Genomic DNA, 25,080 nt, shown 5'->3' with positions numbered 1-25,080 from the left:
TTCAACAAACATTCTCTTAATTGTTTACTTGGGCAAATTGTCTGACTACTATTACAGCACTGTCCCTGTCATACACGAATCACATAAGGTAGTCCTCATGTCCCTGATCAACAAATATCGCGCCACGGAAGAAGCTATCAAAGAACTGCAAGCCCAGATGGCTGCGATGGAAAAAGACGGCGCGCTGAAAAAGGAAATGGAATTCGAAGAGCAACTGCGTGCCCTGCTGGCCAAGTACGGCAAGTCGCTGCGTGACTGCCAACTGATCCTCGACCCGCACGCCAAGGAAAAAGCCCCACGTGGCGCCGCGGTAAAAACTACCGGCACCAAGCGTGCGCGCAAGGTCAAGCAGTACAAGAACCCGCACAACGGTGAAGTCATCGAAACCAAAGGTGGCAACCACAAGACTCTGAAAGAGTGGAAAGCCAAGTGGGGTGGTGACGTGGTTGAAAGCTGGGCCACTCTGCTGGGCTAAGCGAAGCCCCGTCGCAGAGCTCTGCACGCCTTCAGAAAAACGCCAGGTAACTGGCGTTTTTTTATTGTCGTTTTTCCCTTCCCACTCCATCAACCCAAGGCGATGTTAAAGCGGCTGCACAAATAACGTGCATGGCGCTGCCACTCCTCGAGCACTTGTGCCTGCTCGGGCGTAGCATTGCAAAGACTGCTCGTGAGTGCTTCCTGGAATTGCCCCAGGGTATTCGGGGCTCCCCAGCTCGACTCACTCAGGCGCTGCCGACAAAATGTCTGCCAGCGTTCTTGCTCTTCTTCACTCAAGCTCCCGGGAAAGTTACGCGCCCGATAACGGAAAAGTAACTCAGGCAAGCGCTCATCATCGAAAGGCCACTGCTCCCGGGCCAGTTCTTCAGGCCCACAATTGCGGACTTGTTCACATAAACGGCGATCCCGATCACCGAGGAAAGCATCGTATAACTGCTGCTCCGGATCCGCGCTGGGCGTGAAATCCTCGGCGGCATAAATCGCCTGGACTTTATCCCGCCAAACTTCCTGTGCGTCATTCAGCCGCAGGCGCCGCGCTTCATAAAGCGCCATGTCCAGTTGCAGGCGTTGCTGATCCGGTTCACGCAGAACATTCATTGGCGCCACTACCGGACAACGATTCACATGAATCAACTTGAGCGGCACCGGTAACTGGCCTTCGGCCATATCCTCGCGGCGGGTGTACAGATGCTGGCGCAATGATTCAGCATCCAGATCCAGCAAGGGCTGCGGGTCTTCATGCAGGTCGCAGACAATCAGCGCATTGCGGTTACGCGGATGCCAGGCCAGTGGCAGGACCACCCCCAGGTAGTTGCGGGCCGCAGAAAAACGCCCGGAGATATGCACCATCGGCTGCAACAGGCGAATCTGGTCGAGCACGCGTTGCTTGCTGCGCAGCTGGAACAGCCAGTCATACAACCGTGGTTGCTTCTCCCGGATCAGCCGGGCCAGGGCGATGGTCGCCCGCACGTCGGACAAGGCTTCGTGGGCATGACCGTGATCGATGCCGTTGGCAGCGGTCAACCGCTCGAGCCTGAGCGTCACCCGGCCGTCATCCTGTGGCCAGACGATTCCTTCCGGACGCAAGGCATAGGCGGCGCGCACCACGTCGATCAGGTCCCAGCGGCTGTTGCCCCCCTGCCACTCGCGGGCATAGGGGTCGAAGAAATTCCGGTACAGGCTGTAGCGGGTCACCTCATCGTCGAAGCGCAGGGTGTTGTAGCCGGCTCCGCAGGTCCCGGGTTGCGCCAGTTGGGCATGCACCCGCGTCATGAAGTCCGCCTCGTCCAGCCCCTGGCTGGCGAGCAGGCTCGGGGTGATGCCGGTGATCAGGCAGGCCGCCGGGTGGGGCAGGATGTCTTCGCTGGGCCGGCAATAGAGATTGACCGGTTCGTCGATCTCGTTGAGCTCGGCATCGGTACGGATGCCCGCCACCTGCAGGGCGCGGTCGCTGCGCGGATTGATCCCGGTGGTTTCGTAGTCGTACCAGAAGATGGAGGTCACGGTGGGTTCCTGAACAAAAGACCGGAGCAGTCTAGGCGCTTGACAGTGCCCCGGGCCAGACGCATGGCACAACTTATCCATACAACCGATTACAGGGTCGGGCAGCAAGAGTTCTGTTGCGCCGCCCGCCAGTGCTGGCTAGGATCGGCCAGATAACGAGCCTGACAAGGAATGCACCGCTGCCAACGCCACTGGATACCCGTCATCAGGTCGAGACCCCGGAGGGTATCGACCTGCCCCTGCGCCCGGCTGGCCTGCCGGTGCGGGCGGTCGCCTTCGCCATCGACCTGGGCGTGCGCGGGGTGATACTCGGGGTGCTGCTGTCGATCCTGGCGCTGCTGGACAAGCTGGGCGCCGGCCTCGGTTCGATCCTGCTGTTCCTGGTCAGTTGGTGGTACATGGTGCTGTTCGAAGTGCTCAACCAGGGCCGCTCGCCAGGCAAGCAACTGATGGGCTTGCGGGTCGTGCATGACGACGGTACGCCGATCGGCTGGTCCGCCTCGCTGACTCGCAACCTGCTGCGCTTCGTCGACATGCTGCCGTTCGGCTATTGCCTGGGGGCCCTCAGTTGCCTGCAGCATCCCACCTTCAAGCGCCTGGGCGACCTGGCCGGCGGCACCCTGGTGATCTACCGCGAACAGCCGTCGAAACGCCCCACCCTGCCAGACGCCCTGCCACGCACGCCGGCGTTCGCCCTACGCCTGAACGAACAGCGCGCCCTGCTGAGTTTTGCCGAACGCCAGGCTGAACTGTCCGCCGAGCGGGTCGACGAGCTGGCCAGTCTGCTCGCACCCGCCCTGCGGGTCCCGCCGTCGCTGGCGGTGAGCGAACTGAACGGTATCGCCCGCGGCCTGCTGGGGCCGACATGAAACAGGGTCTCTTCGAAAGCCGCCACCAGCAGCAATGGCAACGTTTCGCCGAGCTGCTCGAACAGCTTGAACGCGGCAAGGCCAAGGCCGAGGCGAGCGCGGAGTTTCCCGCAGCCTACCGCCGGTTGTGCCATCAACTGGCAATGGCCCAGGAACGCGGCTACAGCAGCCACCTGGTCGACCCACTGCAACAACTGGCCCTGCGCGGCCACCAGCAGCTCTACCGGCATCGCAGCCGACTGGGCAGCCAGTTGCTGGGGTTCATTCTCGCGGACTTCCCACGCCTGGTACGCCAGCAATGGCCCTTCGTCGCCGCCGCCAGCCTGTTGCTGTTCGGCAGCCTGCTGCTCACCGGGGTCCTGGTCTACCTGTTTCCCGACCTGATCTACAGCATCGTCAGCCCGCAACAGGTCGCCGACATGCAGAGCATGTACGACCCGGACTCCAGCCGGCTTGGCCGTACCGCCGCACGCGCTTCCAGCGAGGACTGGGCGATGTTCGGCTACTACATCATGAACAACATCGGCATCGCCTTCCAGACCTTTGCCAGCGGTCTGCTGTTCGGCCTCGGCAGCCTGTTTTTCCTGCTGTTCAACGGCCTGACGATCGGTGCGGTGGCCGGTCACCTGACGCAAATCGGTTTCGGCCAGACCTTCTGGTCGTTCGTCATCGGCCACGGCGCCTTCGAACTGACCGCCATCGCGCTGGCCGGTGCCGCCGGGCTGCAGCTGGGCTGGTCACTGGTGGCGCCAGGCCGCCTGCCGCGGGGCGAAGCCCTGCGCCTGGCGGCGAAAAGCAGTATCCGGATGATCGCCGGCGTCATTCTGTTCCTGCTGATCGCCGCCTTCATCGAAGCCTACTGGTCATCCATGACCCATCCGACGAACCTGGTCAAATACCTGGTAGGCGGTGGCCTGTGGCTGCTGGTGATTGGCTACCTGCTCTTCGCCGGACGGAGCCAGCATGCGCCTGACTGACGCCAGCGTCGCGATCCGCCCGCGCAGCACCTGGGAGGCCATGGACCTGGGCATCCTGCTCGCGCGACAGCACCGCAACCTGTTGATGAGCAGTTGGGCCATTCTCACCCTGCCGGCCTTTGCGCTGCTGAGCCTGCTGTTCTGGGAGCACCCATCGATCGCCATGCTGTTGTTCTGGTGGTTGAAGCCCGCCTTTGAGCGCCTGCCACTGCACATCCTGTCCAGGGCCCTGTTCGGCGATACGCCGAGTTTGAAACAGGCCCTGCGGGCCTGGCCGCGCCTGCTCAAGTCGCAACTGCTGGCCAGCCTGACCTGGCGTCGCCTGAGCATGAGCCGCAGCTTCACCCTGCCCGTGCAGCAGCTCGAAGGGCTCGATGGGCAGGCCCGCCAGGAACGCCTGCGGGTCCTGCTGCCACAGGCGGGCCGTGGCGCTCGCTGGCTGACGCTGATCGGCATCCACCTGGAAACCGTGCTGTGGATCGGCTGCATGGCGCTGTTCTATCTGCTCCTGCCCCGCCAGGTCGAACTCGACTGGGACTGGCAGAAGGTGGTGCTCGCCGCCCGGTACGACTGGTGGTGGCTGGAGCACCTGACCAACCTGTTCTACGCGCTGATCCTGATCGCCTGGGAGCCGGTCTATGTCGCCTGCGGCTTCAGTCTCTACCTCAACCGGCGCACCGTGCTGGAGGCCTGGGACATCGAGCTGGTCTTCCGCCAGTTGCGCCAGCGCCTGGCCCCGGTACTGGCAGGCCTGATGATCGGCGGCCTGCTGCTGGTCGGCGTTCCGGCACCGAGCCTGGCTGCCGAGCCTGCCGCACCGGATAGCCCGCGCCTGCTGCAACAGCCGCTGAGCAGCCAGCAGGCGCACAACTCGATCAATACACTGCTCGACGCACCACCGTTCAAGAACCGGGAAACCATCACTCGCTGGCGCCTGGCACAAGCGCCAGCCGAACAACAGCACGAGGCTGTTCCCGGTTGGCTGCAGAGGCTTCTCGGCCTGCTCGACAGCCATTCCTTCGGTCGACTCGCCGATGCCCTGTCGATATTGCTCTGGGGCATCGTACTCAGCCTGATTGCCTGGCTGGCCTGGCGCTACCGCGACTGGTTGCAGGCCTTCGTCAGCCGACGCCCGACCAAGCCGTCCAGATCGCGCGCCAAGGCCCCCGCCCAACTGTTCGGGCTCGACCTGGGGGTCGAGAGCCTGCCCGAGGATATCGCGGCAGACGCCGAAGCGCTTTGGTCCAGCCAGCCACGCGAAGCGATGAGCCTGCTCTATCGCGGCCTGCTGAGCCGCCTGCTGCATGATTTCCAACTGCCGTTGAAGAATGCCGATACCGAGGGCCAGGTGCTGGCGCGGGTCGCACAGCTGCAACACCCGGCACTCCAGGTCTTCAGCCAGCAACTCACCAGCCACTGGCAGAATCTCGCCTATGGCCATCGCCTGCCACCGCCACACCTGCAACGGGAACTGTGCAACGGCTGGCGCGAGCTGTTCGGCCCGCAGGTGCAGTCATGAAGCGCCGCTCGTGGCTACTTGGTACCGTGCTGGTCGGAGGCCTGCTGCTCGCCCTGGGCCTGTATGTCTTTCAACAGGCCGAATCCTACGAGGAGGTCATCGATCACGGCCCCTCGCCCGAGGCCCGCGCCTATCCCTACCTGGCAGCAGAGAACTTTCTGCGCCAACGTGGCCTGGCGGTCAGCCATGCCAACGACCTGCGCATCCTGCCGGAGCTGGAACCACGCCATCACACCCTGATGCTGCTGGGTGATCGCTCGGACATGACCCCGCGCCAGGCCGACCAGTTGCTCAATTGGGCACGTGCCGGTGGGCGCCTGCTGTTCGTCGCCGAAGCCCTGTGGGACCCGAAACGCGGGAGCAGTGGCGACCTGTTGCTGGACCGCGTGCAACTGCGCCAGTCCCTGAGCAGGAACCTCAAGGGCGACGGCCCGGAGCCCGAGGACGCGTACTACCCGAAACTCACCCGCATGTACCTGGAAGATGAAGACGCACCGGCCTACTTCAGCTTCGACACCGCCTTCCATCTGTCCGACCCGAAGAACCTGGTGCAGTCCTGGGCCAACAGTGCCACCTCGACCCATCTGATGCAGATGAACTACGGCCTGGGCTCGGTCACCGTGCTGACCGATGCCGACCTCTGGAACAACGCCAATATCGGTCGCTACGACAACGCCTGGCTGCTCTGGTACCTGGGCCAGGACAGCGCCGTCACCCTGCTGTTCAACACGGCCCATGACAGCCTGCTCAGCCTGTTGCTGCGCTACTTTCCCCAGGCGCTGGCAGCCCTCGCCGCGCTGATCGCCCTGTGGCTGTGGCATGTCGGCCTGCGCCACGGCCCTCTGCAGGCGCCTGCACCGAAAGCCCGCCGGCAGTTGCAGGAACACCTGCGTGCCAGTGCCGACTTCCTGTTGCGCCGCAGCGGCCAGGAGGCTTTGCTACGAGCCCTGCAACAGGACATCCTGCGTCGTGCTCGCCAGCGTCACCCCGGTTTTGAACGGTTGGCAGTCGCCGACCAGTGGCAGGTGCTCGCCCGCCTGACCCGCCAACCCACCAGCGCCATCAGCCAGGCCTTGCGCCCGCGACCGAAGCAGCGGCTTTCCAGCGCCGACTTCAGCCGCCAGGTCGCCCACCTGCAAACTCTCAGGAATGCCCTATGAGCGAACAACCCATGGAACCGTCGACGCCGGTCGATCCAGAAGCCCATGCCCTGCAGCAGCGGCACCGGGCCAGCCAACTGGTCCAGTCCGTGCGCCATGAGTTGCAAAAGGCCCTGATCGGCCAGGACGCGGTGATCGACGATGTGCTCACGGCACTGATCGCCGGTGGCCATGTGCTGCTCGAAGGCGTGCCGGGGCTCGGCAAGACCCTGCTGGTCCGCGCCTTGGCCCGCTGCTTCGGCGGCGAATTCGCCCGCATCCAGTTCACCCCGGACCTGATGCCCAGCGATGTCACCGGCCATGCCGTCTACGACCTGCAGACCGAGCAGTTCAAGCTGCGCAAGGGGCCGTTGTTCACCAACCTGCTGCTGGCGGACGAGATCAACCGGGCCCCGGCCAAGACCCAGGCGGCGCTGCTCGAAGCCATGCAGGAACGCCAGGTCACCCTGGAGGGACGTGCCCTGCCCATCGCCCAGCCGTTCATGGTCCTGGCGACGCAGAACCCGATCGAACAGGAAGGGACCTACCCACTGCCCGAGGCCGAGCTGGACCGCTTCATGCTCAAGCTGCGCATGGACTACCCCGACGCCACGCAAGAGCTGGAGATGGTCCGCCAGGTCACCCGCTCGACCCGGGCCGACATGCTCGACGTCCAGCCGTTGCGCACCGTGCTGCAAGCCAAGGATGTACTGGTGGTACAACGTATCGCCGGTGACCTGCCCCTGGACGAACAGGTCCTCGACTATGCCGTGCGCCTGGCCCGGGCCACCCGCAGCTGGCCCGGCCTGACCCTCGGCGCCGGCCCCCGGGCCTCGATCGCCCTGGTACGCGGCGCCCGTGCCCGGGCACTGTTGCGTGGCGGCGAGTTCGTGATCCCGGATGACGTGAAAGGCTGTGCACTGGCCGTGTTGCGCCACCGCGTGCGCCTCGCACCGGAACTGGACATAGAAGGCCTGTCGGTCGAGCAGGTGCTGCGGCAACTGCTCGACCAGGTCCCGGCGCCACGCCTGTGAGCAGGCCTTCGCGATGAAACCGTCACGGCTGCTGCTGACCTGGCTGGGTATCCTGTTCGGACTCGGGGTCCTGCTCGGCACGCTCAAGGCACTCGACGTCGAGTTGCCCGACAACCTCGACTCGATTGGCTGGGGGCTGCTGCTCGCCCTGTCGTTGCTGGCCCTGCTGGACGCGGCCCGGTTGCGGCGCCTGCCGTCACCCAGGCTGCAGCGCCAGGTGCCCGGCAGCCTGGCACTGGGCCGCTGGGGGGAAATCCGCCTCGAGTTGCAGCACGACTACCCCGAGGAACTGCGACTGCGGGTTTTCGACCATGTCCCCGAGGGCCTGGGCTTCGAACACCTGCCGCAGTCCATCGTCCTGCGGCCCGGGGAAAAAGGCGAACTGGGCTACCGCGTACGCCCCATCCGCCGCGGGCACTTCACCTTCGAACGTTGCGAGATCGAACTGCCAAGCCCGCTGGGGCTCTGGTCCGGGCGACGCTACCTGGCACTCGCCGACGCCACCCGGGTCTACCCGGACTTCGCCCGCCTCTACGGTGCCCGCCTGCTGGCCGTGGACAACTGGCTCAGCCAGCTCGGGGTCCGACAACGCCAGCGTCGCGGCCTGGGGCTGGAATTCAACCAGCTGCGCGAGTTTCGCGAAGGCGACAGCCTGCGCCAGATCGACTGGAAGGCCACCGCCCGGCAACGCACGCCGATTGCCCGCGAATACCAGGATGAACGCGACCAGCAGATCATCTTCATGCTCGATTGCGGACGGCGGATGCGCAGCCAGGACGGCGAACTGGCGCATTTCGACCACGCCCTCAATGCCTGCCTGCTGCTCAGCTATGTCGCCTTGCGCCAAGGCGACGCCGTGGGCCTGAGCACCTTTGCTGGAGAGCGGCCGCGCTTCCTCGCACCCGTCAAGGGCCAGGGCCAGCTCAACCTGCTGCTCAATACCGTCTACGACCTGGACAGCAGCCAGCAGCCGGCGGACTACCAGGCTGCAGTCAGCCAGGTCCTGGCCCGGCAGAAACGCCGCGCCCTGGTGGTACTGGTCACCAATCTGCGGGATGAGGACGACGAGGAACTGCTGACGGCGGTCAAGCGCCTGGGCCGCCAGCACCGGGTGCTGGTGGCCAGCCTGCGCGAGGAGATCCTCGACCAGTTGTGCCAGGCCCCGGTGCAGACCCTGGGCGAAGCACTCGCCTACTGTGGCACGGTCGACTACCTCAATGCCCGCGCCAACCTGCACGAACGGCTGAACGCCCATGGCGTCCCGGTGCTCGACGCTCGCCCGGGCGAACTCGGCGCCGAACTGGTCAGCCGCTACCTGAGCTGGAAGAAAGCGGGGACTCTCTGAACCCTAGGCCGAGGCCTCCAACGGGTAGAAACTGAAGTAGTGCTGCAGCGCCTCCACCAGTTTGTAATACGCCTCGGGGGGGGCATTCAGGACGAAACCGGAGTCGTAGTAACAGGGCATCGCCTCTTCATGTGACCACAGGCAACGGGCATTCAGGTCGATGAGTTGAACCGTGTCGTCGGGACCGGGAAGTTTCAGTTGCAGTTCAAAGTCCGCATTGACCAACAACGGCAACTGGCTGATCAACATCAGCCCCTTGTCGGAGACGTTGCCCAGATAGCCAATGGGCTGGTCGGTGAAGCGGTTGAACACCCTGAGGAAGTACGGCAACTGGTGCCGCTCGATTCGACGCTCGTTAGGCATGTTGATAATCGCTATACAAGACCATTCAGCATGGTCGCGCTAGTGCTTCGGAGCAGGGCCGAACGACCCGCTCTCCCTTGGCCTCGGCGCGACGACAGCCACTCGCTGCGTCGCGAACCTCTACCGAGCCATGGTTTTCAACTCAAATGAATTGATAAAACTGAAACCATACCTCCGAACTTTAGCTGAAAGCTGGCAGAGAGCCAGTTCATATTTCACCTGTCATCACAACGGGGCGGGACGTGGTTGCGCCGGTACGGCGGCATCGGTGTGCCCCAGCTGGCGCAAGGTTTCCAGGCGAGCCTGGGCGCGGTACGCATACTCGCTGTACGGGTACTGGGTAATGATGAAGCGATAGGTCTGCACCGCATCGACGAACAGTTTCTGGCGTTCCAGGCACTGGCCGCGCAGCATCGAGACTTCCGGCTGCACATACTGCCGGGTGCGGCTCTCGCGATCGACCTGGGACAACTGCAGCATCACGTCTTCACAGTTGCCACGGTCGTAGGACCGATAGGCATTGTTCAGGTGGCTGTTCATCGACCAGCGGGTGCAGCCGACGACACTGGCCGCCAAGGCTAAAACGAGCAAAATGCGCATGGGGTATCTCCTGTTCTTGGCAGTATATCGACCCCTTGGCGAAAATCTTCAGCATGTTCACCAAACAACATATCCGAAAAAAACTTCTTCGCTGAAAAGTAGTGCAAATGAACAATGACTACAGCACGGGACCATAGTAGCCTCTTGTTGCGCTTGAACTCAGGAGTCTCTGCATGTCCGTTCGTCGTACAAAAATCGTCGCCACACTGGGCCCGGCCAGCAACTCGCCGGAAGTTCTGGAACAGCTGATTCTGGCTGGCCTGGACGTCGCCCGCCTGAACTTCTCCCACGGCACCCCCGACGAGCACAAGGCTCGCGCCAAGCTGGTGCGCGACCTCGCTGCCAAGCATGGGCGCTTCGTCGCGCTCCTGGGTGACCTGCAGGGTCCCAAGATCCGTATCGCCAAATTCGCCAACAAGCGTATCGAACTCAAGATCGGTGACCACTTCACCTTCTCCACCAGCCATCCGCTGACCGAAGGCAACCAGCAGGTCGTCGGCATCGACTACCCGGACCTGGTCAAGGACTGCGGCGTGGGCGACGAACTGCTGCTCGACGACGGTCGCGTGGTCATGCGCGTCGACACCGCCACCGAGACCGAGCTGCGTTGCATCGTCACCGTGGGCGGCCCGCTGTCGGACCACAAGGGCATCAACCGTCGCGGCGGCGGCCTGACCGCCCCGGCCCTGACCGACAAGGACAAGGCCGACATCAAGCTGGCTGCCGAAATGGAAGTGGACTACCTCGCGGTGTCCTTCCCCCGTGACGCCGCCGACATGGAATACGCCCGCAAACTGCGCGACGAAGCCGGTGGTACCGCCTGGCTGGTGGCGAAGATCGAGCGCGCCGAAGCCGTGGCTGACGACGAGACCCTCGACGGCCTGATCCAGGCCAGCGACGCGGTCATGGTTGCCCGTGGCGACCTCGGCGTGGAAATCGGCGATGCCGAGCTGGTGGGTATCCAGAAGAAGATCATCCTGCACGCACGCCGCCACAACAAGGCGGTGATCGTCGCGACCCAGATGATGGAGTCGATGATCCAGAACCCGATGCCGACCCGCGCCGAAGTGTCCGACGTCTCCAACGCCGTGCTGGACTACACCGACGCCGTCATGCTGTCGGCCGAGAGTGCTGCCGGTGCCTACCCGCTCGAAGCGGTAGAGGCCATGGCGCGCATCTGTGCCGGTGCCGAGAAGCACCCGACCAGCAAGACCTCCAGCCATCGTATCGGCAAGGTCTTCGAGCGCTGCGACCAGAGCATCGCGCTGGCGGCCATGTACACCGCCAACCACTTCCCGGGCGTCAAGGCGATCATCGCCCTGACCGAAAGCGGCTACACGCCGTTGATCATGTCGCGGATCCGTTCGTCCGTACCGATCTACGCGTTCTCCCCGCACCGTGAAACCCAGGCCCGCGCGGCGCTGTTCCGTGGCGTCTACACCGTACCGTTCGATCCGGCCTCGTTGCCGCCCGAGCAGGTCAGCCAGGCTGCGGTCGACGAGCTGCTCAAGCGTGGCGTGGTCGAGCAAGGCGACTGGGTGATCCTGACCAAGGGCGACAGCTACCACACCATCGGTGGCACCAACGGCATGAAGATCCTGCATGTCGGTGACCCAATGGTCTGATTGACCTCTGCGCTGCACCAAAAGCCTCGCCGCAACCCGCAGCGAGGCTTTTTTACGCCTGGGAAACGACGCCTGCCGGGCAGCAGCGTTCTCAACGCCTGCTCAAGAACCCTGAAAGCGCAGCGATCGCTTCCGGCGAACGCAGGCGCTGGACGAACAGCTTGCCCTCGGCCTCCACCACCTGGCGCAGTTGCTCACGGTCCGGCGCCTTCATCAACGCCTTGCTGACCTGTACCGCCTCCGGCGCCAGTTGTTCGAAACGCAGGGCGGCTTCCCTGGCCTTGAGCAATGCCTCGGCTCCGCTCGGCAAAGCCGCCGTCGCCAATCCCCAGGCCGCTGCCTGTTCCCCACTGAAACCCTCACCCAGCAGCAGTAACCCGGCAGCCCTGGCGGGGCCGACCAGTCGTGGCAGCAACAGGCTGGAGCCGAACTCCGGACACAACCCGAGATTGACGAACGGCATGCGCAAACGGGCATCGGCACTGACGTAGACCAGGTCGCAATGCAGCAGCAACGTGGTGCCGATCCCCACCGCCGGCCCCGCCACGGCAGCGATCACCGGCTTGCGGCAATCGAGCAGGCTGCGCATGAAATGAAAGACCGGGCTGTCGAGATCACTGGGCGGCTCCTCGAGAAAGTCGGCGATGTCATTGCCACTGGTAAAGCACTCATCGCTGCCGCGAATCAGCACCGCCCTGACCGCCGGGTCCTCGTCGGCCAATTGCAACGCCTGGCCCAATTGGCTGTACATGGCGCGGGTCAGGGCATTTTTCTTGTCGGCACGGTTCAGGCGCAGGGTCAGCAGACCGCCTTCGCGCTCAATCACAATCGCGTCAGTCATCTCGGCTCTCTTGTCGGCTTTAGGGTTGTCGGCTCTGCACTCACACAGAGCGGATCGCGCAGGCAGGTGCTCAGCCGCGTGGCACGAACACATCCGCCAACAGCTGGTTGCGCGGCAGCCCGGCCAGGAACAGGCGCCGGGCAAAAGCCTCGACGCTGGTCGGGGCTCCACAGAGTAGGGCCAGGGTTTGCCGGGAGACAAGCCGCAGTTTGGCCAGAAACTCCGGCAGTTCGGCAGCACTGAGGCATTCAACCGTGAGATTCGGGTGGCGGGCCGCCAGCGCGGTCAACTCGGCAGTCAGGTAGTGTTCGCGGCTGTCATGGGCCAGGTGCACCAGGCGCACGGGCCCCTCATGTCCCTGGCGCAAGGCTTCGCGCAACACGCCCCACAAGGGCCCGAGCCCGGTACCGGCGGCCAGCAGCCAGAGAGGCCTGGCATGCCAGTCCGGATCATAGTGCAAGGCGCCACCACGCAGCTCTCCGAGACGAATCACCTCTCCCACGCTGAAGCCCCGGGCCGCGTCGCAAAACTCGCCGGGCAGGCGGCAATCGAGGTGGAACTCCAGATAGCGATCCTCCTGCGGCAGGCTTGCCAGCGAATAGGGCCGGGCAATGCCCTGCGCCGTCCACAACACCAGGTGCTGGCCGGCACGATAACGCAAGGCCCGCTCCGGTAGGACGCGCAGGCGCAGCACCGTCGGGCTCAACCAGTCAAGTTCGCAGACCTGGGCAGGGATGCCATCACGCAGTGGATCGAACACTGCCAGGCGCAGGTCCTCGTGCACCTGGCACTGACAGGCCAGGCGCCAGCCACGCTCGCGCTGCTCAAGAGTGAGCGCATCCGGTCGATCGTCTTGCGGCTCGCCCTGCAGGCAATGCACCAGGCAGGCATGGCAGCTCCCGGCCCGACAACTGTAGGGGACCCGGACACCGGCCTGGTTCAGGGCATCGAGCAGGTTGCTACCCGTGGCCACCGACCAGCTTCGCTCGCCAACCCGCAGCTCAGGCATCACTGAATTCCCAGGCGGCGCAGCAGCGATTGCGACCGTCCCGCTTGGCGCGGTAGAGCGCCTGGTCGGCACTCTGCAAGGCGTCATCGAGATCGTCGTCTTCGCAAACCAGGGTCATGCCCACCGAAAGGCTCAGGTTACCGACCGCCAGCCCGACCAGCTCGACCTGGGTGAACGCCAGCCGCAAGCGCTCGCAACAGGCCGTCAGGCGATCGGGATCGGCATTGGGCAGCAGCAGCACGAACTCCTCGCCACCGTAGCGGGCCAGCACATCGCCCTCGCGCACGCAGGCCCCGGCCACGCCGGCAAAGGCCTGCAAGACCTGGTCGCCTGCCGCATGCCCGTGCACATCATTGATACGCTTGAAGTGGTCGAGATCGATCAACGCCAGGCCATGGATCGTGCCCGGCTCCATCAGTTCCAGTTCACGCGACGCCAGCCGCAGGAAGTGCCTGCGGTTATAGAGGCCGGTCAGCTCGTCGGTGGCCACCAGGTCTTCCAGTTGGCGCATCATGCCGCGCAAGGTGTCCTGGTGCGCCTGCAGGGCGAACCGTCGCTGGCGCATGCGCAGGCGCGAGGCCTGTACGTAGCTCGCATACAGGCACAGCCAGGCCAGCACCACGAACAACACGCCCACCTGCAGGGCCGCCAGACCCGGATCGGGCAAGCGGAACTGGTAACCCTCCCACAGATTGAGCGCGGCAAAGCTGAAGAACACCAACACCGCACAGCGCACGAACTTGCGGCGCGGCAGGTGAAACAGCCCGAACAATAGAATCAGCGGATAGAACACCAGAAAGGTGCCCCGGGCCTGCTCAAGGCTGGCCATCATCCAGGTTTGCCAGGCCAGCCCCAGCAGCACCTGGAACTCGGTCAGGCTGGGGTCGCGAAAACGCAGGTTGCGGCCGCTGAGGAACAACCAGCCGAGCACGGCCTGGCTGGCGACCACCAAGCCGGTAGTGACCAGGCCCTGGGCCAGGCTGGCCCGATGGTAACCGGTAAAAATCGCCGCCCAGAACAACATCAATGCCAGTCCGTAGGTACCGGCAGCCAGGGCGAAACGCTTGCGTAAAAGACTCTGTATGGCTTTATGGGTCAATCTATGACTCACCGTGCGCTGAGGGCTCATGGGACTTCCTTCCCGTACAGGCCACTTGCCACTCTAGTGATCCGGATCAAAAATAACCATTCAATTTTCACAACTGTACAGCCTCCGCTGTATCAGGACGCAAGAACGGTGCCGAGAACCACCCGACCATGGTTTGACCACTGACGGATGTGCCCGGCCGCTGGGCGGGTTATACTGCCGCGCCGTTTTTGTGCCGGCCCCGCGTGCCCGGCCTGCCTCAAAAGATGTTTTCGACAGACCAGATGCAAAAAGGTCGCAAACACCTTACTTAAATGTTCCCGTCTTTATAGAGGAGCGCGACCCATGACCGTGATCAAGCAAGACGACCTGATACAGAGCGTTGCTGACGCCCTTCAGTTCATTTCCTACTACCACCCCGTGGATTTCATCCAGGCCATGCACGAGGCCTACCTGCGGGAAGAGTCGCCAGCCGCCCGTGACTCCATGGCGCAGATCCTGATCAACTCGCGCATGTGCGCCACCGGCCACCGGCCGATCTGCCAGGACACCGGTATCGTCACCGTGTTTGTCCGCGTCGGCATGGACGTGCGCTGGGATGGCGCCACCATGAGCCTGGACGACATGATCAACGAAGGTGTGCGTCGCGCCTACAACCTGCCGGACAACGTCCTGCGCGCCTCGATCCTGGCCGACCCGGCCGGCAGCCGCAAGAACACCAAGGACAACACCCCCGCGGTCATCCACTACTCCATCGTTCCGGGCAACACCGTTGAAGTGGACGTGGCAGCCAAGGGCGGCGGTTCCGAGAACAAATCGAAGATGGCCATGCTCAACCCGTCCGACTCGATCGTCGACTGGGTGCTCAAGACCGTTCCGACCATGGGTGCCGGCTGGTGCCCACCGGGCATGCTCGGCATCGGCATCGGCGGTACCGCCGAGAAGGCCGCCGTCATGGCCAAGGAAGTGTTGATGGAATCCATCGACATCCATGAGCTCAAGGCCCGTGGCCCGCAGAACCGTATCGAGGAACTGCGCCTGGAGCTGTTCGAGAAGGTCAACCAGCTGGGCATCGGTGCCCAGGGCCTGGGTGGCCTGACCACCGTGCTCGATGTGAAGATCATGGACTACCCGACCCACGCCGCTTCCCTGCCGGTGTGCATGATCCCCAACTGCGCCGCGACCCGTCACGCCCACTTCGTGCTCGACGGCTCCGGCCCGGCCGAACTGGAGGCGCCATCGCTGGACGCCTACCCGGAAATCGTCTGGGAAGCCGGTCCATCGGCCCGCCGCGTCAACCTCGACACCCTGACCCCGGAAGAAGTGCAGAGCTGGAAGCCGGGCGAAACCGTCCTGCTCAACGGCAAGATGCTCACCGGTCGCGACGCCGCGCACAAGCGCATGGTCGAAATGCTCAACAAGGGCGAAAGCCTGCCGGTCGACCTCAAGGGTCGCTTCATCTACTACGTCGGCCCGGTTGATCCGGTGCGTGAGGAAGTCGTCGGCCCAGCCGGTCCGACCACCGCCACCCGCATGGACAAGTTCACCCGCCAGATCCTCGAACAGACCGGCCTGCTGGGCATGATCGGCAAGTCCGAGCGTGGCCCGACCGCCATCGAGGCAATCAAGGAGCACAAGGCTGTCTACCTGATGGCCGTGGGCGGCGCTGCCTACCTGGTGGCCCAGGCGATCAAGAAGTCCAAGGTCGTCGCCTTTGCCGAACTGGGCATGGAAGCGATCTACGAGTTCGAGGTCAAGGACATGCCGGTGACCGTCGCGGTCGATACCAACGGCGAGTCGGTGCACATCACCGGCCCGGCAATCTGGCAGAAGAAGATCAGCGACAGCCTGGCAGTCGAAGTGCAGTAAGCACTTTCGCTGCAAGCAGACGTTGATGCGAAAACGGCCCGGTTGATCCGGGCCGTTTTTTTTGCCCGCAAGAACCTCAGTCGGACACCTGGGCAACCGCCTGCATCTTCTCGCGTAGCCACTTCAGGGCCTGGTCGCCTTCCCGGCGCGTGTGCCAGACGAAAATGAAATCGAACTCCGGAATCTCGAACGGCGGTGGCAACACCACCAGCCGCTGTTCGTCGATCGTCCGCAGGTTGCGCGCGGCCACGGTCAGCACCAGGTCGGTACCGACGATCAGCCGCGGTGCCACGCTCCAGTGCGGCAGGCTGATCGCCACCCGGCGTCGCTGGTGGATCGCGCTCAACGCCCGCTCGATTTCCGCCGTGCCGCTGCCACGCATCTCCAGCAGCACATGGGGCCTTGACAGATAGTCGGCCAGATCGAGCCCACCCTGCCCGGCCAGGCTCTGGCGGTCCACCAGGCAGGCATAGCGCTCGCGAAACAGATGGACACTGCGCAGTTGCGGCGACAGGTCGGGAAAGACCCCGGCCGCGGCGTCGATATCGCCATTGAGCAGCAATTCGAGCATGCCCTCGCGGCTCGCCTGGGTGATCTGCAGGTCGATCCCCGGTGCCTGGCTGCGCAGGATCGGCACCAGCCCCGGCAGCAGCATCGCGGCGCCATAATCCGACATCGCCAGTCGAAAGGTACGGTTGGCCGACGCCGGGTCGAATCCCGCCGGCGCCAGCAGGTCCTGCACCCGCTCCAGGGTCTCGCGCAGCGGCTGTGCCAGCTCCAGCGCCCGCGCCGTGGGCACCAGCGCACCACCGGCGCGCACCAGCAGCGGGTCGCCGAGCAGGTCGCGCAGCCGGGCCAGGGCATGGCTGACCGCTGGCTGGCTCAGGTGCAGACGCTCGGCGGCCCGGGTGACATGTCGTTCGGCAAGCAGCGCATCGAGAATCACCAGCAGGTTGAGATCGATACGACGAAGATCATTCATCTCATGCATGCTCTGAATACTTTCTTAGAATTTAAATTTCCACGACGAATACCCTAGCATTCTCTCGAAAGCAACCGCTCGATCCTGGTGATACCTGTTGGAGAATGCACATGAATAGCTTGAGTGGACTCGGACTGTTGGCGCTGGCTGCTATCGCGGGCGCCGTCGTGCCCTTCCAGGGTGCGATCAATGCCCATCTGGGACGGGGCCTCGGCCATCCGTTGTGGGCCACCCTGGCCTCGCTGCTGGTCAGCCTCGCGGTGCTGCTGCCGGTGATGCTCGCCCTGCGCCTGCCCTTGCCAAGCCTCGCCTTCGCTGCCAAGGCACCGGCCTGGGTCTGGCTCGGAGGGGTATTCGGGGTGTGTTTCGTGGCCCTGGCGGTGCTGCTGGTGCCACGGCTGGGGGCCGGCGGATTCATTGCCCTGGCGCTGGCCGGGCAAGTGATCGCCTCACTGGCCCTGGATCATTTCGGCCTGTTCGGACTGGCAGCGCGTCCTGTCGACGGCGTGCGCCTGATCGGAGCGCTGCTGCTGATTGCCGGCGTGCTGACGGTGCAACTCGGCCCGGGCGTCGTCGCCGGCACAGCGGCCAGCGCACGACTCCAGACTGACCGCTAGCGGCTAGAACGCATTACGGAAGATTTCCTCGATCTGCCGCTGATCCGCCGCACGCGGGTTGGTCAGGCCGCAGGCATCCTTGAGGGCATTGGCCGCCAACACCGGGATATCCTGCAACTTGGCCCCCAACTCGCGCAGGCCGGCAGGGATTTCCACATCCCTGGCCAGGCTGCGGATCGCCGTGATGGCGGCCTGGGCAGCCTCCTCCGGACTCAGGCCGGCGATATCGGTACCCAGCGCCCGGGCCACATCCGCCAGCCGCCGTGGGCAGACCGACGCATTGAACGTTTGCACGTGAGGCAGCAACACCGCGTTGCAGACCCCATGGGGCAGGTCATAGAAACCACCCAGTTGATGCGCCATGGCATGCACGTACCCCAGCGAGGCGTTGTTGAACGCCATCCCCGCGAGGAACTGCGCATAGGCCATGTTTTCCCGGGCCTTCAGGTCGCTGCCGTCACGTACCGCCAGCCGCAGGTTGGCGCTGATCAGCTCGATGGCCTTGATCGCGCAGGCATCGGTGATCGGCGAGGCTGCCGTCGAGACGTAGGCCTCGATCGCGTGGGTCAGGGCATCCATGCCGGTCGCCGCCGTCAGCCCCTTGGGCATGGCCACCATCAGGGCCGGGTCGTTGACCGACAGCAGCGGCGTGACATTGCGATCGACGATGGCCATTTTCACATGTCGCGATTCGTCGGTGATGATGCAGAAACGGGTCATCTCGCTGGCCGTACCGGCCGTGGTATTGATCGCCACCAGCGGCAACTGCGGCTTGGCCGAGCGATCGACACCTTCGTAGTCACGGATATGCCCACCGTTGGTGGCACACAGCGCGATGCCCTTGGCACAGTCATGGGGCGAACCACCGCCCAGCGACACCACGAAATCACACTTGCCGTCCTTCAGCGCAGCCAGGCCCTGCTCGACGTTGGCGATGCTCGGGTTGGGCTTGGCCCCATCGAAGATCAACGAATCGATATCGCGCAGCGCCAGCGCCTCGGCGATCCGCATCGCCACGCCGGCCTTCGCCAGCCCGGCATCGGTCACGATCAACGCCTTGCGAAAGCCATGATTGCGGATGGCGTCCATGGCCTCGTCCAGGCAATCGATACCCATGATGTTCACGGCGGGAATGAAAAATGTACTGCTCATGACGAACCCTCTCGGCGTTGACCGGGGCTGCCTGCCCCGCGATGAGCACAGCATCGACCGCCTGCTCCGGCCGGTTGTTGATCTGGCTCAACGCCGGGTCGTGATAAAGTCGCCGTCTGTCCACCTTCTGCCTTGAGACGACGAATAGCGATTATGGAATTCCAGGAATTTGACGCCGAACTTGAAGACTGGAACGCCGTGCGTACCGAGATCCCGTGCACCGGGCTGCTGATCGGCAACGGTGCGAGCCTGGCGGTGTGGCCGGGCTTTTCCTACGACTCACTGTTCGAGAACGCCCAGCGCACGAAAAATCGCCCACTGGGGCTGAGCGAACTGGCCGTGTTCAAGACCCTGGAGACGAGCAACTTCGAGCAGGTGCTCAGCGCGCTGAAGAACACCATCAAGGTCAACGCCGCCCTCTCAATCAGCTCGTCGTCACCGCGCAATCGCTACTTCGCGATCAAGGAAGCGTTGATCCACGCCGTGCGCGGCGTGCACATTCCCTGGAAGCGGGTGCGCCCCGAGAGCCTGGCGCGGATCAACGCCGAACTGGGCAACTACCGCACGCTCTACTCCACCAACTACGACCTGCTCAACTACTGGGCGATCATGCAGGCTCCTCAGCCATTCAAGGACCTGTTCTGGAACGGCGAAGCGACGTTCGACCTGGGCAATACCGAGACCCAGGGCACGCGCATCCTCTACCTGCACGGTGGCCTGCACCTGGTGAAGAACATCGATGGCAGCACACGCAAGCTGCTGTCCTCGGAAAGTACCCTGCTGGGCAGCTTCGCGGTCAACGCGCTGGGCGACGTGCCGCTGTTCGTCAGCGAGGGCAACGCCGAGGACAAGCTCAAGGCGATCCGCAACTCGGACTACCTGTCGTACTGCTACGGTCAGCTGTGCCAGCACCAGGGTGCCCTGTGTGTTTTCGGCCACAGCCTCGGCGAGCAGGACCAGCACATCGTCCAGGCCGTGCTCGATGCTGGCATCGAGACCCTGGTGATCTCGATCTATCCGCGCAGCAAGGCGTTCATCCAGCACCAGAAGCGTCACTACGCAAAGCTGTTCGTCGGCCATGACGTGAGCCTGCGTTTCTTCGATGCCAAGAGCCATCCGCTGGGTGATCCGGCGCTGCTGGTGGCTCCCGAGGGTGTCAGTTAGGACTGGGTACCCCGTGCGCGGCGATCCGAAGCCTCGGTCAATCCGGCTCCCACAAGCGCTCGCGCCGTGCATGAATCCTGCGAACGACGCTGACACTGTGGGAGCCGGAGTGACCGATGCGTCGGACCGCCGCGAAGAACGATAACGAGGTCTTTCTGAAAAGATGCGTCGCCTGTTTCGCGGATGAATCCGGCTCCCACGGTTCTGCGGCGCCTGAAGCACTTCCGCCGTTGGCGGTTCGCGGATAAACCGGGGCGCCGGACCGCCTGCTCCCACAGTTTGCGTCGATCACAAGATTTGTGTTCAGCACGGTACCGTGGGAGCCGGATTTATCCGCGAAGAGGGCAGGGAGTTCTCTACCGCTTATCGGCGGTGAGTTAAAGACAGTTGGCTCCCACAAGGTAAGAACCTGGCGCGGTCACCGTGGGAGACGGCCAGGCCTCAGAAATACCGGTTCGCCACCCGCCGCAAACCGAGGTTTTCCCTCAGGCTGCGCCCCTCGTATTCGCGGCGGAACAAGCCCACCCGCTGCAACTGCGGCACCACCTGTTCGACAAAATCATCGATCGCCCCCGGCAGATGGGTGAACAACACATTGAAGCCATCGGCGGCCCCGGCCTCGTACCAGGCGGCCAGTTCGTCAACGATCTGCGCCGGTGTGCCCACCAGCACCTTGTGCCCACTGGCCGATAGGCTGCGCAGCAGCTGGGCCACGGTCGGTCGCTCACGGCGGATCAGGTCGATGACCAGTTGCTGACGACTCTTGTGCCGCTCGGTCGACGGCACCTGCTCCGGCAGCGGCACCCGGGCATCGAGTGGCAGCGCCGAGAGATCGAAACCCAGCTCCAGCAGATAGGACAGCCCCTTGAGCTGCGCCTGTGGATCGAGCAGATCCTGCAGGGCCTGGTACTTTTCCTCGGCCTCGCTCAGAGTCCGCCCGACCGTCGGCGAGATACCGGGGAAAATCTTCAGCGCCTCCTCATCGCGTCCATGACGTGCCAAGCGCTCCTTGAGGTCAACGTAGAACGCCCGCCCCTGCTCCAGCGTCTGCTGGGCGGTGAACACCAATTCCGCCGTACGCGCCGCCAGCTCGCGCCCGGCCTCGGAGGAGCCGGCCTGGGCAATCACCGGCCACCCCTGCAACGGCCGTGGTGCATTCAACGGCCCCCGCACCTGGAAGTGCCGGCCCTGGTGATCGAGCACGCGCATCTTCGTCACATCGAGCCAGATCCCCGAGGCCTTGTCCCGCACAAAGGCATCATCGGCCCAACTGTCCCAGAGCCCGCTGACCACATCGAAGAATTCCTGCGCACGCTGGTAACGCTCGGCGTGCTCCAGGTGCTCGTCACGGTTGAAGTTCTCGCCACCAATCAGCGCCGTCACCAGGTTCCAGCCGGCACGACCGCCGGACAGATGATCCAGTGACGCAAAGGTCCGCGCGAGGTTGTACGGTGCGTTGTAGCTGGTGTTGGCCGTGGCGACCAGGCCGATATGCCGGGTCGTCATCGCCAGCGCCGGCAACAGGGTCAGCGGGTCCCAGCGCAAACTGTGGGCACTGCGGGCCAGGACCTGCGGGTCGAGGCTACCGACCGCCACGTTGTCGTTGAGGAACAGCGCATCGAAGCGCCCGCGCTCCAGCGCCCGGGCATACTCGACATAGCGCTGCACGTTCAGCGAGGCATCGGCATCCGCCGCGGGATGCCGCCAACTGGCACCGTGAGCCCCGGAGCCCGACAGAAACGCACCGAGGCGAATCTGCCCGGTGCGTCTAGCCACGGCTGGAACCCTCGGCCAGCGCCTGCGCCGCCGGTACCCGCAACAGGCCGGCGACCAGTGCCCAACCGGCCACCACCACCAACGCGAGGAACAGCATCACCGCCCGATAGCCGTGGATGAAGGCGCCTTGCACGTCATCCACCGGTTGCCCGGAGAAAGCGTGGTAGATGCCCACTCCGACCGCCAGGCCAAGGCCGCCGCCGATGTTGTGCAAGGTCATCAGCGACCCCATCGCCACCGACGAGACGTTCTGCGACACCGAGGAAATGCCCAGCACCGTCGACGGCCCGAGAATGCTGGCCCAGCCCAGGCCCATGATCACGAACGCCGCCAGCAGGTACGCCAGCGAAGTCTGTCGGTCGAAGCCGGCCTGCAACAGCGCCGAGAGCAGGAACAGCAACAGCCCGGCCTTGATCGGCAAGGCCGGACCCTTGCGGTCCACCAGCCGTCCCACCAGCGGCGACAGCACCGCCACCCCCAGGGTCGTTGGCAGCAGCAACAGCCCGCTGGCCTGCACGCTTTCACCCCGGACCAACGCCAGGTACAGCGGCATGACGAAGAAGGCCACGCAATAGAACACCGCCAGGCTGAAGCTGGCGACCACCCCGGCGACGAAGCGCCGGTTGGCGAACAACTGCAGGTCGATGATCGGCGCCGCCACGCGCTTCTCCACCGCAACGAAGGTTGCCAGGGCCACCACGGCCAGGGCGATCAGGCCCAGCGTCACTGGCGCCCCCCAGCCCCAGGCCGCCCCCTGGACGATCACCAGCACCAGGCTGGGCAGGCCGATCAGCAGCAACGCCGCGCCGAGCCAGTCGAGACGCGCACCCTCCTCCCGGGAACGGGACTCGTCGACGCTGAAACTGCTGATGCCGAGGCTCAGCAGGACGAAGGGTACGTTGATCAGGAAGATCCACTGCCAGCCGAAGGCGCTGGTAATCAACCCGCCCAGCACCGGCCCCACCGCCAGGCCGACGCCGTTGACCCCGAACAGGATGCCGAAGGCCTTGCCCTGTTCGGCACTGTCGAAGGTATTGGCGACGATCGCCCCGGAAGCGGTATAGAGCACCGCACAGGCGGCCCCCTGGAGAATCCGCGCGGCGATCAACAGGTCGATGCCGCTCGCCAGGCCGGCGCCCAGGGACGCCAGCCCGAACACACCCAGGCCGATGAACAGCACCCGCTTGCGCCCGTGCAGGTCGGCCAGCCGGCCTACCAGCACCATGAAACTCGACAGGGCCAGGATGAAACCGTTGATCACCCACTGCAGGCTGTCCACCGAAGCCTGCAGATCGGCCTGCAGGGCCGGCAGCGCGGTGTTGACGATGGTGAAATCGACGCAGCCGAGAAAACTGGCAATGCTCACCCCGAGCAATGCCCACCATTTGCGTTGCTGTTGCGCAAAAACGCCCATGGGGAAACTCCTTTTTTCAGTTGAATATCGAGGGACCGTGTTGATGCCTTCGCGGGCAAGCCCGGCTCCTACAGGTTCGCGGCGTACGCGAGGTTTGCGTACGCATTGGCCCTGTAGGAGCAGGGCTTGCCCGCGAAGAGGCCAGAACGGCCACACACAAGGATTCAGATGGCAATCGCGCTGCTGGACCAGTTCGGGTGCACGATTCCCGGCAAGGTGAACGGAATCGGAATCCCGCGCTTCTTGAATTTCAGCGGCAGCCAGCGCACCCGATCGGGGCTGTGCGGGGCGATCAGCAGGTCGCGGCTGGTGGCCATCGCCGCCGTCATCTGCTGCGGATACAGCACATAGTGATACCCCTCGTCCGCCCACAGCGGCAGGATGATCGGGATCTCTTCAAGGATGTATTCGCGGCACTGGGCCGCGGCCTTTTCAAGGTCGGCGTGTTCGTCACGCAAACGCAATCGCTCGGTGAACACGCCAATGGTCTCGTCGATGGCCGAGCGCAACTCCTCCCGGCTCCGATAGACCTCGTCCAGCTGCTGGCGCAGTTCGGCATAACGGTCACTGGCCAGTTCCTGGTTCCAGCGCGTGACGTGATACGGCACCCGCAGGCCATCGAGGATGCCCTGGTTGCGCGCCAGCCAGGCATCGCCATCGCGGATCGACGCCGACAGCGCCTCGCCCGGCGACTTGCCATGCTTGTTGTGGCGCTGCAGGGTGTCGGCCACCACCACCTTCACATGGCTGAAGCCGGACTGGTTGATCAGGTGGATGGTCGAGCGCAGCTTCTGGTCCTCGTGATACTCCTGGCCAACGCTGACCGCCAGCACCACGCGCTTGCCGTCGAACTCATGCTCTTCGCCGCCCTTGTTGAAATACGCCTTGAGGTTGATTTCTTGCACAGTGCTCATGGGATTAGCTCCAGTAGGCCAAAGGCTGGTTTTCGCCGTAGTAACCGATAAAGACGCCGAGGGTGATGCGGGTGCTGGTGGCCGAGGGGCGCACCGCATGGATCAGGCGCGGGTTGAGCAGGATCAGGTCACCGGGTTCCGGCTTGACCACGAAGTCCGGCGGCGGCAACAGATGGCGCTCGATGCCGTAGGCGCGTTCGCCCCGCAGGCGCCTGTACTCCTCCTCGTCCGGCTCGATCCCCCAGATCTCCAGCTCGCCGCCATCCTCGGGGATCTGCAGGTAGATGTTGGTGGACAACTGGCTCAGCAGCTGCCGACCGTGGCCCGGTGGCGTGTTGCGCTCCAGATCGTCGGTATGCGGGGTGAGATCGACACCCGAGCCCTGGAAGCGGGCAATGCCGACGAAGCACTTGCGCCCCTCCACCTGCAGCAGGTGCGCACCGCTGGGCCAGACCTCATCGAGCAGCAGGCGCAGCTCGTCGATCGGCGACGCCAGCGGCCGGAACAGGTTGCGGATCCTGCGGATATTCGGCAGGGCCAGCGCGTGATACTCGGTCCGGCTCGGCTCGTCGTCGATTTCGATATAGGCCTTGCCGACCCGCACGAACTCGTTCTGCCCGCTGAAGGCGCTCTTGAGGCCGGCGAGCTTGTCCCGGGCCAATTGCAGGGTGTCCGGCGGGCAGAAGCCCTTGAGCTGGACACCATAGGACCGTTTCTCCACGACATCGACGATATGTCGGGCCTCGAGTTGTTCGGCAGTGGTCACGGTAAACATGAAACCCC

23 protein-coding genes are annotated in these 25,080 nt (G+C 64.2%); 11 read left to right on the top strand and 12 right to left on the bottom strand.

Features of this window, described 5'->3' with window-relative positions; genetic code table 11:
- The first annotated feature begins 97 nt into the window (after positions 1–97).
- Positions 98–475, top strand: a complete 378-nt coding sequence (gene mvaT, locus HU752_RS08160) for a histone-like nucleoid-structuring protein MvaT (protein WP_017906019.1) — start codon at positions 98–100, stop codon at positions 473–475.
- A gap of 89 nt (positions 476–564) precedes the next feature.
- Here mvaT and sbcB read toward each other — a convergent pair whose 3' ends face one another.
- Entirely contained in the window at positions 565–2,001 is a 1,437-nt protein-coding gene (gene sbcB / locus HU752_RS08155; protein WP_186684957.1) for an exodeoxyribonuclease I, read from the bottom strand.
- A gap of 143 nt (positions 2,002–2,144) precedes the next feature.
- On the opposite strand from sbcB, the gene HU752_RS08150 reads away from it, so the two are divergent.
- From HU752_RS08150 to HU752_RS08125, 6 genes are read left to right on the top strand one after another with little or no spacing between them, the layout of a single operon-like run.
- A complete protein-coding gene (locus HU752_RS08150) occupies positions 2,145–2,870 on the top strand; it encodes an RDD family protein (RefSeq protein WP_186685070.1) in 726 nt (241 codons plus the stop codon).
- Entirely contained in the window at positions 2,867–3,847 is a 981-nt protein-coding gene (locus tag HU752_RS08145; protein WP_186684959.1) for a stage II sporulation protein M, read from the top strand. Before HU752_RS08150 ends, HU752_RS08145 begins: the two co-directional genes overlap by 4 nt.
- The gene (locus tag HU752_RS08140; protein ID WP_186684961.1) at positions 3,834–5,366 is read left to right on the top strand and encodes a DUF4129 domain-containing protein; all 1,533 of its coding nucleotides are present in this window, start codon (positions 3,834–3,836) and stop codon (positions 5,364–5,366) included. The genes HU752_RS08145 and HU752_RS08140 overlap by 14 nt, the downstream gene beginning before the upstream one ends.
- Positions 5,363–6,526: a DUF4350 domain-containing protein gene (locus tag HU752_RS08135; RefSeq protein WP_186684963.1), complete on the top strand. Its 1,164-nt coding sequence runs from the start codon at positions 5,363–5,365 to the stop codon at positions 6,524–6,526. Before HU752_RS08140 ends, HU752_RS08135 begins: the two co-directional genes overlap by 4 nt.
- The gene (locus HU752_RS08130) at positions 6,523–7,539 is read left to right on the top strand and encodes an AAA family ATPase (protein ID WP_186684965.1); all 1,017 of its coding nucleotides are present in this window, start codon (positions 6,523–6,525) and stop codon (positions 7,537–7,539) included. Before HU752_RS08135 ends, HU752_RS08130 begins: the two co-directional genes overlap by 4 nt.
- Before the next feature lie 13 nt (positions 7,540–7,552).
- On the top strand, positions 7,553–8,884 hold the full coding sequence (locus HU752_RS08125; protein ID WP_186684967.1) for a DUF58 domain-containing protein: 1,332 nt from the start codon (positions 7,553–7,555) through the stop codon (positions 8,882–8,884).
- 3 nt (positions 8,885–8,887) lie between these two features.
- On the opposite strand, the gene HU752_RS08120 is transcribed toward HU752_RS08125, so the two are convergent.
- The gene (locus HU752_RS08120) at positions 8,888–9,247 is read right to left on the bottom strand and encodes a PilZ domain-containing protein (protein WP_186684969.1); all 360 of its coding nucleotides are present in this window, start codon (positions 9,245–9,247) and stop codon (positions 8,888–8,890) included.
- A 225-nt stretch (positions 9,248–9,472) separates the two neighbouring features.
- Complete coding sequence (locus HU752_RS08115; RefSeq protein ID WP_186684975.1) at positions 9,473–9,847, bottom strand: tetratricopeptide repeat protein; 375 nt, start codon at positions 9,845–9,847, stop codon at positions 9,473–9,475.
- 173 nt (positions 9,848–10,020) lie between these two features.
- Between HU752_RS08115 and pyk the strand changes: the two genes are divergently transcribed.
- Positions 10,021–11,472 (top strand): pyruvate kinase, encoded by a 1,452-nt coding sequence (gene pyk / locus HU752_RS08110; RefSeq protein ID WP_186684983.1) that lies wholly within the window; start codon positions 10,021–10,023, stop codon positions 11,470–11,472.
- A gap of 91 nt (positions 11,473–11,563) precedes the next feature.
- Here the strand turns inward: pyk and HU752_RS08105 are convergent, their stop codons facing one another.
- From HU752_RS08105 to HU752_RS08095, 3 genes are all read right to left on the bottom strand, one after another.
- Positions 11,564–12,313 carry an enoyl-CoA hydratase-related protein gene (locus tag HU752_RS08105; protein WP_186684985.1) on the bottom strand — a complete coding sequence of 250 codons (750 nt, stop codon included), beginning with the start codon at positions 12,311–12,313 and terminating at the stop codon, positions 11,564–11,566.
- Positions 12,314–12,383: 70 nt separating this feature from the next.
- Positions 12,384–13,322 (bottom strand): iron-sulfur-binding ferredoxin reductase, encoded by a 939-nt coding sequence (locus HU752_RS08100; RefSeq protein ID WP_186684987.1) that lies wholly within the window; start codon positions 13,320–13,322, stop codon positions 12,384–12,386.
- Positions 13,315–14,421 carry a GGDEF domain-containing protein gene (locus HU752_RS08095; protein ID WP_186685072.1) on the bottom strand — a complete coding sequence of 369 codons (1,107 nt, stop codon included), beginning with the start codon at positions 14,419–14,421 and terminating at the stop codon, positions 13,315–13,317. Before HU752_RS08095 ends, HU752_RS08100 begins: the two co-directional genes overlap by 8 nt.
- A 333-nt stretch (positions 14,422–14,754) precedes the next feature.
- Between HU752_RS08095 and HU752_RS08090 the strand changes: the two genes are divergently transcribed.
- Positions 14,755–16,278: a fumarate hydratase gene (locus HU752_RS08090; RefSeq protein WP_186684989.1), complete on the top strand. Its 1,524-nt coding sequence runs from the start codon at positions 14,755–14,757 to the stop codon at positions 16,276–16,278.
- Positions 16,279–16,354: 76 nt separating this feature from the next.
- Here HU752_RS08090 and HU752_RS08085 read toward each other — a convergent pair whose 3' ends face one another.
- On the bottom strand, positions 16,355–17,269 hold the full coding sequence (locus tag HU752_RS08085) for a LysR family transcriptional regulator (RefSeq protein ID WP_186684991.1): 915 nt from the start codon (positions 17,267–17,269) through the stop codon (positions 16,355–16,357).
- 101 nt (positions 17,270–17,370) lie between these two features.
- On the opposite strand from HU752_RS08085, the gene HU752_RS08080 reads away from it, so the two are divergent.
- Positions 17,371–17,877 (top strand): DMT family transporter, encoded by a 507-nt coding sequence (locus HU752_RS08080; RefSeq protein WP_186684993.1) that lies wholly within the window; start codon positions 17,371–17,373, stop codon positions 17,875–17,877.
- Between the two features lie 3 nt (positions 17,878–17,880).
- Here HU752_RS08080 and yiaY read toward each other — a convergent pair whose 3' ends face one another.
- Positions 17,881–19,029, bottom strand: a complete 1,149-nt coding sequence (gene yiaY / locus HU752_RS08075) for an L-threonine dehydrogenase (protein ID WP_186684995.1) — start codon at positions 19,027–19,029, stop codon at positions 17,881–17,883.
- Between the two features lie 150 nt (positions 19,030–19,179).
- Here yiaY and HU752_RS08070 point away from each other — a divergent pair, with 150 nt between their 5' ends.
- The gene (locus HU752_RS08070; protein WP_186685074.1) at positions 19,180–20,193 is read left to right on the top strand and encodes a DUF4917 family protein; all 1,014 of its coding nucleotides are present in this window, start codon (positions 19,180–19,182) and stop codon (positions 20,191–20,193) included.
- 441 nt (positions 20,194–20,634) lie between these two features.
- On the opposite strand, the gene HU752_RS08065 is transcribed toward HU752_RS08070, so the two are convergent.
- The 4 genes from HU752_RS08065 to HU752_RS08050 all read right to left on the bottom strand — a co-directional run bounded on the left by HU752_RS08065 (position 20,635) and on the right by HU752_RS08050 (position 25,072).
- A complete protein-coding gene (locus HU752_RS08065; protein ID WP_225920107.1) occupies positions 20,635–21,969 on the bottom strand; it encodes an LLM class flavin-dependent oxidoreductase in 1,335 nt (444 codons plus the stop codon).
- A complete protein-coding gene (locus HU752_RS08060; RefSeq protein WP_186684997.1) occupies positions 21,962–23,383 on the bottom strand; it encodes an MFS transporter in 1,422 nt (473 codons plus the stop codon). Before HU752_RS08060 ends, HU752_RS08065 begins: the two co-directional genes overlap by 8 nt.
- A gap of 164 nt (positions 23,384–23,547) precedes the next feature.
- Positions 23,548–24,297, bottom strand: coding sequence for a tRNA-dependent cyclodipeptide synthase (locus HU752_RS08055; protein ID WP_186685006.1), 750 nt, complete (start codon positions 24,295–24,297; stop codon positions 23,548–23,550).
- A gap of 4 nt (positions 24,298–24,301) precedes the next feature.
- A complete protein-coding gene (locus HU752_RS08050) occupies positions 24,302–25,072 on the bottom strand; it encodes a 2OG-Fe(II)-dependent halogenase WelO5 family protein (RefSeq protein WP_186685008.1) in 771 nt (256 codons plus the stop codon).
- Positions 25,073–25,080 lie beyond the last annotated feature (8 nt).

Source organism: Pseudomonas vanderleydeniana (assembly GCF_014268755.2).
Taxonomy (GTDB): domain Bacteria; phylum Pseudomonadota; class Gammaproteobacteria; order Pseudomonadales; family Pseudomonadaceae; genus Aquipseudomonas; species Aquipseudomonas vanderleydeniana.
Note: the sequence above shows the minus strand (reverse complement) of the source record. Positions and strands in the feature narration are given on the sequence as shown.

Excerpts from the sequence above, each read along its gene's own strand:
- HU752_RS08125 (WP_186684967.1), top strand. The coding sequence starts at position 7,553 with ATGAAACCGTCACGGCTGCTGCTGACCTGGCTGGGTATCCTGTTCGGA.
- HU752_RS08115 (WP_186684975.1), bottom strand. The coding sequence starts at position 9,847 with ATGCGCATTTTGCTCGTTTTAGCCTTGGCGGCCAGTGTCGTCGGCTGC.
- HU752_RS08105 (WP_186684985.1), bottom strand. The coding sequence starts at position 12,313 with ATGACTGACGCGATTGTGATTGAGCGCGAAGGCGGTCTGCTGACCCTG.
- HU752_RS08085 (WP_186684991.1), bottom strand. The coding sequence starts at position 17,269 with ATGCATGAGATGAATGATCTTCGTCGTATCGATCTCAACCTGCTGGTG.
- HU752_RS08100 (WP_186684987.1), bottom strand. The coding sequence starts at position 13,322 with ATGCCTGAGCTGCGGGTTGGCGAGCGAAGCTGGTCGGTGGCCACGGGT.
- HU752_RS08055 (WP_186685006.1), bottom strand. The coding sequence starts at position 24,297 with ATGAGCACTGTGCAAGAAATCAACCTCAAGGCGTATTTCAACAAGGGC.
- HU752_RS08050 (WP_186685008.1), bottom strand. The coding sequence starts at position 25,072 with ATGTTTACCGTGACCACTGCCGAACAACTCGAGGCCCGACATATCGTC.
- HU752_RS08135 (WP_186684963.1), top strand. The coding sequence starts at position 5,363 with ATGAAGCGCCGCTCGTGGCTACTTGGTACCGTGCTGGTCGGAGGCCTG.
- HU752_RS08130 (WP_186684965.1), top strand. The coding sequence starts at position 6,523 with ATGAGCGAACAACCCATGGAACCGTCGACGCCGGTCGATCCAGAAGCC.
- HU752_RS08060 (WP_186684997.1), bottom strand. The coding sequence starts at position 23,383 with ATGGGCGTTTTTGCGCAACAGCAACGCAAATGGTGGGCATTGCTCGGG.
- pyk (WP_186684983.1), top strand. The coding sequence starts at position 10,021 with ATGTCCGTTCGTCGTACAAAAATCGTCGCCACACTGGGCCCGGCCAGC.
- HU752_RS08140 (WP_186684961.1), top strand. The coding sequence starts at position 3,834 with ATGCGCCTGACTGACGCCAGCGTCGCGATCCGCCCGCGCAGCACCTGG.
- mvaT (WP_017906019.1), top strand. The coding sequence starts at position 98 with ATGTCCCTGATCAACAAATATCGCGCCACGGAAGAAGCTATCAAAGAA.
- HU752_RS08145 (WP_186684959.1), top strand. The coding sequence starts at position 2,867 with ATGAAACAGGGTCTCTTCGAAAGCCGCCACCAGCAGCAATGGCAACGT.
- HU752_RS08120 (WP_186684969.1), bottom strand. The coding sequence starts at position 9,247 with ATGCCTAACGAGCGTCGAATCGAGCGGCACCAGTTGCCGTACTTCCTC.
- HU752_RS08090 (WP_186684989.1), top strand. The coding sequence starts at position 14,755 with ATGACCGTGATCAAGCAAGACGACCTGATACAGAGCGTTGCTGACGCC.
- yiaY (WP_186684995.1), bottom strand. The coding sequence starts at position 19,029 with ATGAGCAGTACATTTTTCATTCCCGCCGTGAACATCATGGGTATCGAT.
- HU752_RS08080 (WP_186684993.1), top strand. The coding sequence starts at position 17,371 with ATGAATAGCTTGAGTGGACTCGGACTGTTGGCGCTGGCTGCTATCGCG.